This window comes from Pseudomonas sp. GW821-FHT11D10 (assembly GCF_058808435.1).
This window is the reverse complement of record NZ_JBXARR010000001.1, coordinates 1119556-1131630: the sequence shown is the minus strand read 5'-3', so window position 1 is coordinate 1131630 and position 12075 is coordinate 1119556. Positions and strand designations below refer to the sequence as shown.

The 12075-nt window shown below is 58.9% G+C and carries 8 protein-coding genes; 2 read left to right on the top strand and 6 right to left on the bottom strand.

The window, feature by feature from the left end; translation table 11 throughout:
• Positions 1 to 31 precede the first annotated feature (31 nt).
• The 4 genes from AC1RT4_RS05245 to AC1RT4_RS05230 all read right to left on the bottom strand — a co-directional run bounded on the left by AC1RT4_RS05245 (position 32) and on the right by AC1RT4_RS05230 (position 8539).
• A complete protein-coding gene (locus tag AC1RT4_RS05245) occupies positions 32 to 2818 on the bottom strand; it encodes an EAL domain-containing protein (RefSeq protein ID WP_493084060.1) in 2787 nt (928 codons plus the stop codon).
• 531 nt (positions 2819 to 3349) lie between these two features.
• The gene (locus tag AC1RT4_RS05240; protein ID WP_493084058.1) at positions 3350 to 4648 is read right to left on the bottom strand and encodes a carbohydrate porin; all 1299 of its coding nucleotides are present in this window, start codon (positions 4646 to 4648) and stop codon (positions 3350 to 3352) included.
• An 84-nt stretch (positions 4649 to 4732) separates the two neighbouring features.
• Positions 4733 to 7138 carry a glucose/quinate/shikimate family membrane-bound PQQ-dependent dehydrogenase gene (locus tag AC1RT4_RS05235; RefSeq protein ID WP_493084056.1) on the bottom strand — a complete coding sequence of 802 codons (2406 nt, stop codon included), beginning with the start codon at positions 7136 to 7138 and terminating at the stop codon, positions 4733 to 4735.
• 267 nt (positions 7139 to 7405) lie between these two features.
• On the bottom strand, positions 7406 to 8539 hold the full coding sequence (locus AC1RT4_RS05230) for an aminotransferase class V-fold PLP-dependent enzyme (protein WP_493084054.1): 1134 nt from the start codon (positions 8537 to 8539) through the stop codon (positions 7406 to 7408).
• 148 nt (positions 8540 to 8687) lie between these two features.
• Between AC1RT4_RS05230 and AC1RT4_RS05225 the strand changes: the two genes are divergently transcribed.
• Positions 8688 to 9332, top strand: a complete 645-nt coding sequence (locus tag AC1RT4_RS05225) for a dTMP kinase (protein ID WP_493084052.1) — start codon at positions 8688 to 8690, stop codon at positions 9330 to 9332.
• An 81-nt stretch (positions 9333 to 9413) separates the two neighbouring features.
• Here AC1RT4_RS05225 and AC1RT4_RS05220 read toward each other — a convergent pair whose 3' ends face one another.
• Together AC1RT4_RS05220 and AC1RT4_RS05215 are read right to left on the bottom strand one after the other, a co-directional pair.
• Entirely contained in the window at positions 9414 to 10670 is a 1257-nt protein-coding gene (locus AC1RT4_RS05220; RefSeq protein ID WP_493084050.1) for an MFS transporter, read from the bottom strand.
• 48 nt (positions 10671 to 10718) lie between these two features.
• Positions 10719 to 10859 (bottom strand): hypothetical protein, encoded by a 141-nt coding sequence (locus AC1RT4_RS05215; protein ID WP_493084048.1) that lies wholly within the window; start codon positions 10857 to 10859, stop codon positions 10719 to 10721.
• Between AC1RT4_RS05215 and AC1RT4_RS05210 the strand changes: the two genes are divergently transcribed.
• A partial coding sequence (locus AC1RT4_RS05210; protein ID WP_493084046.1) for an efflux transporter outer membrane subunit occupies positions 10831 to 12075 on the top strand: 1245 nt, incomplete at its 3' end. The two genes, AC1RT4_RS05215 and AC1RT4_RS05210, sit on opposite strands and share 29 nt — an antisense overlap.

Below are 12075 nucleotides of genomic sequence, written 5' to 3'. Positions count from 1 at the left end.
GTGCTTTTTTCGTTTGCAGGCCAGGCGCGTATCAGCGTGATCGCTCCCGCACCCATTGCGCCAGATCCTCTGGGGCCAAAGGACGGGAGAACACATTGCCCTGGGCTATCGGGTAACCCAGCGCTAGAAGAATGTCCCGTTGCCCGGCGCTTTCAACCCCTTCGGCGACGATGTTCAGTTGCAGGCTCTTGCAGATCCCGGCAATCGATTGGGCCAGCGTCCGTGCACTTTCACTGGTTTCGAGATCGTCGATAAAACTCTTGTCGAGCTTGATGGCGTTGACGGGCAGTCGCAGCAGGTAGCTCAGGCTGGAATAACCGGTTCCAAAGTCGTCGATGGACAGGCTGACACCGGATTGACGGACTTCGCTGATCACCGAAATGACCGTGTCGGTGGCGTCGAGGATGAAGTCCTCCGTGACTTCCAGTGTCAGGCAGGAGGGCGGGAGCCCGTACTGTGCCAGCAGCGTTTCGATGAGTTCGATAATGGCCCGGTCGCGAAAGGCGATGGGGAAAATGTTGACCGAGATCTGCGGCACTTCGACCCCGGCGCCGCGCCATTGCGCCATTTGCCGGCAGGCTTCGGTGAGCACCCATTGGTTGAGCCTGGGCATCATTCGGGTGTCACGCACCAACGGAATGAAACGGTTGGGTGGGATGTTTCCAAGCTCCGGATGAGACCAGCGGGCCAGCGCCTCGACACCAAACAGCTGGTTGCCGTCGAGCATCATCTGGGGTTGGTAATGCAGCGTCAGCTGATCGGACTCCAACGCCTGCTTGAGCGCCATACTCAAAGCCAGTTCGTCGTCGGTTGAGTCAACCACCACCGGATCAAACACTTCGATAGCCTGGCGACCTGCGGACTTGGCCTTGTACATCGCCTGGTCGGCATGCAACAGCAACGCCTGAATATCATTGCCGTGGTCCGGGTAAATGCCGATACCAATACTGGCGGAAGGCGAGACACTGACATCGGCCAACATCATCGGCTCCGAGAGCTGGCTGAGCATGCGTTCCGAAAAGGCAACCGCCTGTTCGGCGCTGGACGGGGACAGAATAATGACGAACTCGTCCCCCGAAAGTCGGCTGACAACATCATTGCCCCTCACGGAAGACTGAAGTCTTCTGGCGATTTCAGACAACAGCAGATCCCCGGCCGCATGCCCGAGGGAATCGTTGATCTGCTTGAACTTGTTGATGTCGATGAACAACACGGCCAGGGATGATTGCGAGCGCTGGGCATTGGCGATCATCGTGTTGGCTTTCATCATCAACAGCCGTCGATTGGGCAGCAGGGTCAGGCTGTCGTAATAGGCCAGCCGTTCGATATCGTGGATGAAACTGTCCCGCTCCAGAGCCAGTGCGCAGAGCTTGAGACTGGTTTGCAGCAACCGTTGATGTTGCGCCGCAGGGAGGTGGTTTTCGCGATAGTAAAAAGTGAACGTGCCAAGTGTCCGCCCGTTGTTGGAGCGAATGGTGTTGACCCAGCCGGCCGTGAAACCCAGCGATTGCGAAAGATGCGGATCAACGCATTCACCGTCGTAAGATCCCGGGTCGGTGAAGTTCAGCATGATGCTTTCTTTGGCATCCATTTTTTGCAGGATGGAGCGCTCGGCAAGACTTTCCAAAGACTGAAGCAGTCCGTCAGGCAAGTTGAATTCGGCAATCAGCGGCAGGCAACCGCGCTCATCAAACTGGCGGATGGAAACACCGATTTCCGGCGCGATACGGCCGATCTCCAGACACAACAACTGCATGACATCGCCCAGAGGTTCTTCGCGGGCCATGGCGCTTAGTACCTTGAACTGCAACTCGTCATTCATCTTGGCTTCGGTGATGTCCGTGACAATGGCCACCACGTCCTGCTGAACACCCTGCGGGTCGAGTACCGGATTAGCGACCACGCGAACCCACAGCGGTTGTTTTGATTTGTTGTAGACCAGTAACTCCGTGGTGTGACTTTCTCCCTTCTGGATGCTGTTTCGGAACGAGAGAACCGTTTGCGTATCCGTATGACGGCCGTAAAACACCTGGTCTGGCTTCTTGCCCACAAGATCGGCTGTTTCATAACCCAGCATGCGCACAAAACCTTCGTTGACGTAGGTAATGACGCTGTTTGAATCCGTGACGATGATGGCGCTGTCCGTCCGGTTGACGGCAATTTTCAGCAGTCGGCTTTTCTCGACTTTCTTGATCACGTACAGCAGGAAGAACGTGGTGGCCAACACCAGCAGAAGTATCATCGCCGCTGCCGCGATGTATATCCTGAAGCGATCGCCCATGGACTGAAGTGAAGTCTGGCTGATGCTGTTGCCATACTTGATGAAGTTCTTCTGTTCCTGCAGAAGTTGCTCCTGAATTTCCTGTACCGGCTGCGCAAGTGCCCATTGCACGTCGCCAGCGCCCGTGTACTGAACCAGACGATGGAGCACGTTCACGTAGCGTGAATACACGTCTTTCAATGCCTGGACCCGCACATGGTTTTCTTCGTCCACCCGGGTGCGTGTGAGAAACCGATCGAACGATTCGTTCGCCAGGATCAATTCCATGCGGGCGTGTTGCACCATGTCCTGCGGAACCGTATTGAACAGGGCGATGCGGGTGTTGGCGCGCGACAGGGAGAGGCGTGCTTCCATCAAATGCTGAACGGTTTCCGCTACCGCATCGACCTGGTCGACGGCCACACTTGAAAGGTTTCCGATGCTGGATTGGTTGCTGGTCGCTAACCAGAAGCTGAGCACTAACGTTGCACATTGAAAGACCAGTGCTGTCGTCAGGATCGTTTTCAAACCATGAGGCGGTGCAAACTTGCGAAGCAAAAAATCCTCCTCTGTCCCGGACAGCCAGGAAAGGGTTGGCGATAGTGAGCATCCATGCGGAAAGTGTCAGGCTGGCAGTTCAGGATCGGGCGGAAGGGAACTCAGTGTTCGGGGTTGTACCGGCGTTTTTCAGGGCGAGATGTGTCGCAGATTTTTTCTTCAAGAGAACACTGTCTTCACAGAATTGATGGCCAGGGGCTATTAAGGCGGCGAAGCTTATAAGAAAGTCATGTTTGAATGAAATGGCCGAACGGTGGCTGCGAGGGTTATTTTTTCTGCCGTTATTGGCCGAGCAGTCAGGAAAGTTGATAAAAGTTCTTTGGCACTAAACGGTTATAGAAGCCTGTCTGACAATCGATCATTTACGTTTTTTATGCTGTTTTTTTTCAATCGCGGAGAGTCTTTTAACCCTTGCGAGATGATTATTCATGGCGATGATTATCTTCTGAGTCAGTTTCCCCATAATCCATGAACAAAAAAAGCACCCGAAGGTGCTTTTCCTGTTTAACGCCTGATTGGCAAATGTTGGCGTCAAAGCGCGGCTTTCACCTGCAATCCAAACACCAATGCATTGTCGATGTCCTTCCCGGAAAACGCGCCGGGCTCGATGATGTACTGCATATTCGGGCGCAGCGTCAGCCAAGGCGTGGCCTGATAGCCGTAACCGAGTTCGATCAATTGCTCGGCGCTGTCCAGGTTTGGAAACGCTGCGCCATTGTTCAGCGCGGCGTCCTGCTGCACATCGCGGCTGCGCGGGTTCGGTACTGCGCGGCCGTAGCCCAGGGCAACGGTGTCGCGAGGGCGGCCTTCGAACGGTTTGTACAGCACCAGGCCGGTGCCATACCACTTGCTGAACGGCGAAGCTGCTTCGCTGGCGGCCGAATATTGGCCGAAGGCGTGCAGGCTGCGACCTTCAGAGGCGTCCGAAGCCCAGACGGCTTGGTCGATCAGGACGTAATGACCGCCGCGTCCGGACACCTCCTTGTCACTGCCAATGCGTTTGACGTCGGAGCTGTCGTAGTAATAACCGACCTTGTACTCGCCGGGCAGTTTGCCTGCCTGCTTGTAGACCAGTTCGATCGGCACCACGGTGCCGGTAGTGTGTTTCGGGCCCAGGTGCCAGGCACGGCTGGAGTTGCCGTTGCTTTCCGGGTCGACATTGAACGCGGCGACGCGCAGTTGCCAGGCTGGGGAGAGGTCGTACTTCACCCGCACACCGAGGTGGGCGTTGGGGTAGTTGGTCCAGCCGCTGCCACCGGACATGTTCAGCGGATGGCCGCAGAAACCGGCGTTCATGAAGTTGCAGAGGATGCCGCTGTCCAGCCCGCCGAGATCGTTACCCATGGCCATGTAGCCGAGTTTGACGTTCAGCGCCGGGGTAAACAGGCTACGCTCGTAGCTGAGCTCGGTGAGGCGGGTGTAGAGGCCGCCGTAGTTTTCCTGGATGGGCAGACGGTTGCCGACCAGATCTTCGGAAGCACTATTGCCGCGTCGGTCGTTGATGCTCAGCTGGATCTTGCCGGCGTTGTCGACGCCGTACAGTTTGCTCAGGTCGAACTGCGCACCGAGCTTGATGTTTTGCGAGTAACGCGCCGAGCGATGCAGGCCGCCGTCGGCGTTGTAGGCGGTTTCGCCGGTGTAGTCGCCGGTGAACTTGATGCCGTCTTCGTCGAGCTGGTGGCGCAAGCCGCCCCAGTCGCCGGTCAGGGTGTTGCGGGTGAACACGTTCGAATCGGTATCGGCGAAGGCGGGCAGGGCAGTGCCGCAGGTGAGACCGAACAGCATGCCGGTGAAGACCCCGGCGTGAGAAAAGCGAACAGCCAATGACATTGCTGAAATCCAGAGCGAAGGACATGAAACGACGCGGCACCCGAAGGTGCCGCGCACAAATGAAGTGAAGGAGGGCGCTGCGGTTTACGGCAGGGCGTACGCCATCACGTAGTCGCCACGGTCGGTCGACTGACGAGCGCCGCCGGCGGTGATGACCACGTATTGCTTGCCGGTTTTCGGCGACACATACGTCATCGGGCCGCCCTGGCTGCCGACTGGCAGACGTGCTTTCCAGACTTCTTCACCGTTGCCGCTGTTGAACGCGCGCAGGTAGAAGTCCTGGGTGCCGGCGATGAAGATCAGGCCGCCTTGGGTCGACAGCGTGCCGCCGAGGGTTGGCAGACCGATCTTGATCGGCAGGTGCATGCGGATGCCCAGTGGGCCGGTGTCTTCAACGGTGCCGACCGGAACTTGCCAGGCGACTTTCTGGGTTTTCATATCGATCGCGGTCAGGGTACCGAACGGCGGGGCCTGGCACGGAATGCCGGCGACCGACAGGAAGCGGTTCTTGTTCACCGCGTAAGGCGTGCCTTTCAACGGCACAGCGCCCATACCGGTGTTCAACGCTTCGCCACCGGAGGTTGCCTTGCCGGTGTTCTGCGACGGGATCATCTGAATCCACAGGCCCAGACGCATGTCGTTGACGAAGATGAAACCGTGTACCGGGTCAGTCGAGATGCTGCCCCAGTTCATGCCACCCAGCGAACCCGGGAAGCTCAGGGATTTGTCAGTGCCCGGCGCGGTGTACAGCCCGTCGTAACGCATCGACTTGAAGTCGATCCGGCACAGCAACTGGTCGTACGGCGTGGCACCCCACATGTCCGATTCGGTCAGGTGCTGGGCACCGATCTGCGGCATGCCGACCGATTTCGGCTGGGTTGGCGAGTAGGGTTCGTTCGGGATGTTCGACGCCTTGACCGGTACTTCTTTAACGTCGGTCAGAGGTTTGCCGGTGGCGCGGTCGAGCACGTAAATCTGCCCGGCCTTGGTGCCGATCACCACCGCCGGCACGGTTTTACCGTCCTTGGTGAAGTCGATCAGGCTTGGCTGCATCGGCAGGTCGAAGTCCCAGAGATCGTTGTGCACGGTCTGGTAGACCCACTTTTCTTCGCCGCTGTTGGCGTCCAGCGCCAGGATCGAAGCGCCGTAGGTGTGGTCCAGTTTGCTGCGCTCGACACCATAGATGTCGGTGGAGGAACTGCCCATCGGCAGGAAGATCGTGTTGGTCGCCGGGTCATAGGACATCGGCGCCCAGCTGTTCGGAGTGCTGCGCACGTAGGTGCTGCCGTCTGCCGGTGCGTTTTTATCCTGCGGGTTGCCCGGGTCGAATGCCCAGCGCATGGCGCCGGTCATGACGTCGAAACCACGGATCACGCCGCCCGGCATGTCGGTTTGCACGTTGTCGGCCACACGACCGCCAACCACCACGGTGGTGCCGGCCATCAGCGGCGCGGAGGACAGTTGATAGTAGCTGTCCGGGACATCACCCAGACCGGCCTTCAGATCAACCTGGCCGTTGTTGCCGAAACCCTGGCAGAACTCGCCGGTGTCGGCATCGACCGCGATCAGGCGGGCGTCGATGGTGTTGGTCAGCAGACGACGCGTGCAGTTGGCAGCAGGAGCGGCCGGGGTCTCGGTCACTGGCGAACTGGCCGGTTTGGCGACCGCTGCGCTGGCGTCGAAGTACGCCATGCCACGGCAACGCTGCCAGACTTTGGATTGAGCGTTGATCGCGTTTTTCCAGAGTTCTTTACCGGTATCGGCATCCAGAGCAATCAGGTTGTTGTGCGGGGTGCAGATGAAGACTTTGTTGCCGATCTGCAGCGGAGTCAGCTGGTCTTCGGCGCCGTTGCCGTCGCTCTCGGCGATGTCGCCGGTGTGGTAGGTCCACGCGACTTTCAACTTGTCGACGTTGCTGCGATTGATCTGGTCCAGCGCGGCGAAGCGGCTGCCACCCTCGGTATTACCGTAGTGCGCCCAGTCTTTCTGCGCCTTTTCCGGCTCGACCGGCGTCAGGCCCGGGCCGGTGCCGGTAGGGGCGACGGTCGGATGCGCGACGAACATGTTGCCAGCAGCCACGGCCAGTCCAACCGCCAGAACAGCGGCAACACCGTAAGCACCACGACCCGCAACGCCGCCATTGGCGCGTTTGAGCAGCGGATAGACCAGCGCGACCACCAGGCCCACGGCGCTGAACATGAACAGACGCGAGAACACCGGCCAGAACACCAGCCCTGCATCGATCACTGCCCAGATCGCCGTCCCCAGCAGGAACGCTGCGAACAACCAGGCGCCGGCAGGCTTGCGGCGTGCGATCAGCAGCCCGGAAATGGCCATCGCCAGACCACCCACCAGGAAGTACCAGGAGCCTCCCAGGCTGACCAATTTCACACCGCCAGCGGCCAGTGCCAGGCCGAGCAGGGCGATGATCACGCCCAACCCGACCAGAATGAATGTTGATATGCCCGAGAGGCGTTGACTCTGCTTCACGTTGAATGTCCCGTTGAAATGAGGAGGGCATTATATAGTTAGGTAACTACCTAGTTAAATCACTAAATCAGAATGAAAGGTGTTTTGGCGCTCAATGGTGCGACGGATCGACGCTGGCCTTGTCCTCGCGGACCCTCAGGGACTATTGAAACGGTGGAAAAGTCTTCTATTTGCCAGCGGATATGGAATTTATGACAGGTTGATCAGTGGTGGTTTCCGCCGAACAGAATCGGCGGGAACGGTATTGGCTGCGGCCGAGATGAAAGCTTAGCTAACCATCACCTCATCCAGTGCCTGCTCAAGGGTGCTGACCGTACGCTCGATGTTGTGCAGCTTTTCGAGTCCGAACAGACCGATACGAAAGGTCTGGAAGTCGGCCGGTTCGTCGCACTGCAACGGTACTCCGGCGGCGATCTGCAGGCCGTGGCTGGCAAATTTCTTGCCGTTTTTGATATCGGCATCATCGGTGTAGCTCACCACGACGCCTGGGGCCTGAAAGCCGGCTGCGGCCACGCTTTTGAAGCCTTTGCCGGTCAACATGGCGCGCACCCGGTCGCCCAGGACCTGTTGTTCGCCGCGGATCCTGTCGAAACCGTAGGCTTGCGTCTCTTTCATTACGTCGTTGAACCGAGCGAGGGAATCGCTGGGCATGGTCGCATGGTAGGCATGTCCGCCCTGTTCGTAGGCCTGCATGATCTGCAGCCACTTTTTCAGGTCGCAGGCGAAGCTGGTGCTTTGCGTCTGCTCGATGCGTTCGAGGGCCAGAGTACTGAACATCACCAGGGCGCAGCACGGGGAGGCGCTCCAGCCTTTCTGCGGCGCGCTGATCAGCAGGTCGACGGCGCATTTGTGCATATCAACCCAAAGCGTGCCGGAAGCGATGCAGTCCAGCACGAACAGGCCACCTACCGCATGTACGGCGTCGCCGACGGCCCGCAGGTACTCGTCGGGCAGGATGATTCCTGATGAGGTCTCAACGTGGGGAGCGAAGACAATCTGCGGCCTCGAAGCCGCAATGGCTGCCAGCACTTCGTCCAGAGGTGGCGGGGCGTAGGCAGCCTGGCGACCCGTTTCGACCGGTCGGGCTTTCAGTACCGTAGTGGCCGCCGGGATGTTGCCCGTCTCAAGGATCTGACTCCAGCGATAACTGAACCAGCCGTTGCGTATCACCAGACATTGCTGGTCGGTGGCGAACTGCCGTGCCACCGCTTCCATGCCGAATGTGCCGCTGCCCGGAACCACCGCAACCGCCTCGGCGTTGTAGACCTGTTTCAGCGTCTTGGAAATGTTCTTCATCACGGCCTGAAATGACTGCGACATGTGGTTGAGCGAGCGGTCGGTGTAAACCACTGAGTACTCGATAAGCCCTTCAGGATCGATTCCGGGATATAGCTTTGACATGGGGTGGCTCCTTATGTGATTCCCTGACAGTCAAAAGGTCTGGCGACCATCATTGGGAAGCAAGTCTAGGCAAAGGGCAGGGATGAGCTGATTGAATTGCAGAAATGAGGATAGAGTGGTCATCAATGCCTCAATCGTTGTGTGAAAAATGAATCGTCCGCTGTTTATTTCTCTGGATGGGCCAAAAGGAACCGGCAAAACCACATTACTGGAAGCGGTTACGGCAGTACTGAGGGCCGCCAACAAGAAAGTCATCCGGCTTTGCGAGAGAAAAAGCGATCCGTACCGGGGCGCCACCATGGCCCTCGTTAACGAACTTGCCAGAAGTCCCTCCCGGGATCTGGAGTGGGCGGTGTGTCAGCGCTTTGCTGATAGCCGCAGCTGGATCTCCCGGCACGTGCTGACTAAGCAGCCGCTGGGCAGCATTGTCCTGATCGATCGCTGGTATCCGTCTGACGCCGCGTTTCGCCATACCGTCCCGTTTGCAGAGATTCTCCAATTGAATATCGAGCGAAACGTGCGGGTGCCAGACCTGCATGTCGGAGTCGTCACCGCACCGGATATTTCATGGGCCAGGGCAACCACCCGATCCAGAGGACTGGGCGGTACTGTGATTCAAAAACACGCAGAGCATGTCGCGTGTACGGAAATGTTCGAGCAAGCGGCTGCCGATCACGGCTGGGTTTTGTGCCGTAATGAAGGAACGATCGAAGGCGCTACGATGCAGGTGGTTTCCGAGATCTATAAATTGTTTACGCCGCACACGGCACGGACGAGCCCATCACCGCGCTGAGCAAGGCACTGGGGAGCGAGCCCGGATTTCAGCGCACCATCAGCATCCGAAACCCTGTCGCTCCCTGGTGGGGGTGATGGCTCAAACGCTATCGGCACCCTCGACGGCAGATGCAGACACCCTGGCCGGGGCGGTCTCACACAAACAGGTTGCGACCAGCAGCCCGACCAGAACGGCGCCGAGTGCCAGGTACAGCGTGTTTTCGATGCCGTGGTGCTGGGCAATGTAACCGGCGATGGCCGGCGCTACGCCGCCACCGAAAATCTCGCCAATGCCGACCACCAGCCCCGTGGCGGTGGAGGTGAGCGCCGCCGGAACGGACTCACTGGTCAGTGGCCCGACCGTCATGCAGATCATGCTGAAGTTGAAGAAAATCGTCAGGAACAGCAGGGCGAACAGCTTCATCGGTTCGGCGCCCGTGCCCATCAGCAGCCACAGGAAAACTCCCGTGGCGACGAAGGAGATGAGCACCACCGGTTTGCGCCCAATGCGGTCAGACACTGCCGGCATGATCAACTGCCCGAGAAACCCTCCCAGACCGATAGCCGACATGACAAAGCCCATCTGTTGCACGTCGAGATGCAAATGGTCCATCAGGTAATTGGGCATCATCACGCTGACGACAAACAGGCAGGTCAGCATGCAGAACATGCCGACGATGTTCAGCCACACGTTGCGATAACGCAGGGCATCGAGCCAGCGCGGTTGATCGCCGGTGTTCTGAGTGCGGTTTTCCTGTGGCGCAGGGGCACGGGTTTCCTTCAAGTGTCGGTACATCGCCAGGGCCAGCAGGAAACCCGGCAGCGAAACGATCACAAATACCCAGCGCCACGACGGCACCACCAACAACAATTGGGTGGCGAGGATCGGTGCCAGCCCCAAACCGAGGATCGGGAAAAACGCTTGCTGAATGCCGATGTTCATGCCGCGCCGGGCCGGGTGCGACGACTCTGCCGTGGCCGCCAGCGCGGTCGGCGTGAACGCGCCTTCGGAAATGCCCATGATCGCGCGAATCAGCATCAGCCCGCCGATCCCGGTGGCCAGACCGGAAAGTCCCGCCAACAGCGAAAACACCAGCACCGCCGGGATCAACACTTTGCGCCTGCCGATGCGGTCAGACAGTCGGCCCATGAAAATCGACGAAATCCCCCAGGCCAGTCCGAGGATTGCCGTCACGTTGCCCAGATCCTGATAGTTCAGGCCCAGGTCCTTCATCATCACCGGAAACAGCGGCAGGATGATGAACCGGTCCAGGCCCACCAGACCGAAACCCAGGGCCAGCAAGGCCACCGCTTTGAACTCGTAACGAACATCCCACGTGTGCTTATTGTTATTCATGGTTGTGACTCGATGGAGTTGAGGGAGGCGACCGCAGCCGCCTGTGGCTTAGAAATAGATCAGGGCCTCGACCAGTCCCGTCAGTTGGGTTCGATCGCGTCCGGCGCCGAACGGGTGATCGTCGGCATTGCCGTCGAACACGTCGTAACGCACCCCGGCGGTGACGCGTCCCGAAGCACCGGTAGACAACCATTGGACAGCGCCGGCCGGCACCACGCTGCAGGACGCGCAACGGGTCAGCTGGCAAGCCTTTTTCCATGATGAAGGGCTGCGCCAGTTGATCGCTCAAGCCCTGGAGAACAACCGAGACTTGCGCGTTGCCAGCCTGAATATCGAAAAGGCGCAGGCGCAATACCGCATTGCCCGTTCCGACCTGTTGCCCTCCATTGATGCGTCGGGATCAGGAACAGCCCAACGATTGCCGGGTGATGTAGCGCCGACAGGCACGACCGGAACCACTCACCAGTACAGCGCCGGCATTGGCTTCACGGCGTACGAACTGGACGTGTTCGGTCGAGTGCGCAGCCTCAACGAACAGGCGCTGGAGAATTATCTGGGCATCATCGAAGTCCAGCGCAGCGTGCGGCTGGCGTTGATAGCGCAAGTGGCGAGCGGTTATTACCAGTTGCAGGCGGATCAGCAGTTACTGTCGATCGCTCAACAGACCTTGAAGAGTCAGCGCAGCAGTTACGACCTGGTACGCAGCCAATACGACATGGACATCGCCACCGAGCTGGATTTGAGCCAGGCCGAAAGCATCGTGCGCACTGCTGAAGCCAGTCAATCGAGGTATGAACGCCTGGTCGAGCAGGACAAGAATGCGTTGGTGCTTTTAGTGGGCAAACCACTGGCGGCACCGACCTTCGCGGCCATCACCCTTGATGATTTGAGCGTGACGACCGAGTTGCCGGTAGGCCTGCCGTCGCAACTATTGGCGTACCGTCCGGACATTCTCGCGGCCGAACATGCGTTGAAAGCGGCTAACGCCAACATCGGCGCAGCCCGGGCGGCGTTTTTTCCGAGCATCAGCCTGACGGCTTCTGCCGGCTCCGCCAGTACCGATCTCGGCCAATTGTTTGCCGGAGGGCAGGGAGCCTGGACCTTTGTGCCGGCGATCAACCTGCCGATTTTCAATTGGGGACGCAATCAGGCCAACCTGGATGCGGCGAAAGTCCAGAGTTCGATTGAAGTGGCCAATTACCAGAAAGCGATTCAGGTGGCGTTCCGCGAAGTGTCCGATGGACTGGTCGCGCGCGATTCGCTCGACACGCAAGTCCGGGCCGAAAGCCTGCTGGTGCAGGCCAACGAGCGCAGTTATCGCTTGGCCGAAAGCCGCTATCAAGAAGGCGTCGACACCTTCCTCAATACCCTTGATGCGCAGCGCAGCCTGTACAGCGCGCAGCAA

Coding starts and splice junctions, on each gene's coding strand:
- AC1RT4_RS05240 (WP_493084058.1), bottom strand. CDS start 4,648: ATGTCATTGGCTGTTCGCTTTTCTCACGCCGGGGTCTTCACCGGCATG.
- AC1RT4_RS05230 (WP_493084054.1), bottom strand. CDS start 8,539: ATGTCAAAGCTATATCCCGGAATCGATCCTGAAGGGCTTATCGAGTAC.
- AC1RT4_RS05225 (WP_493084052.1), top strand. CDS start 8,688: ATGAATCGTCCGCTGTTTATTTCTCTGGATGGGCCAAAAGGAACCGGC.
- AC1RT4_RS05220 (WP_493084050.1), bottom strand. CDS start 10,670: ATGAATAACAATAAGCACACGTGGGATGTTCGTTACGAGTTCAAAGCG.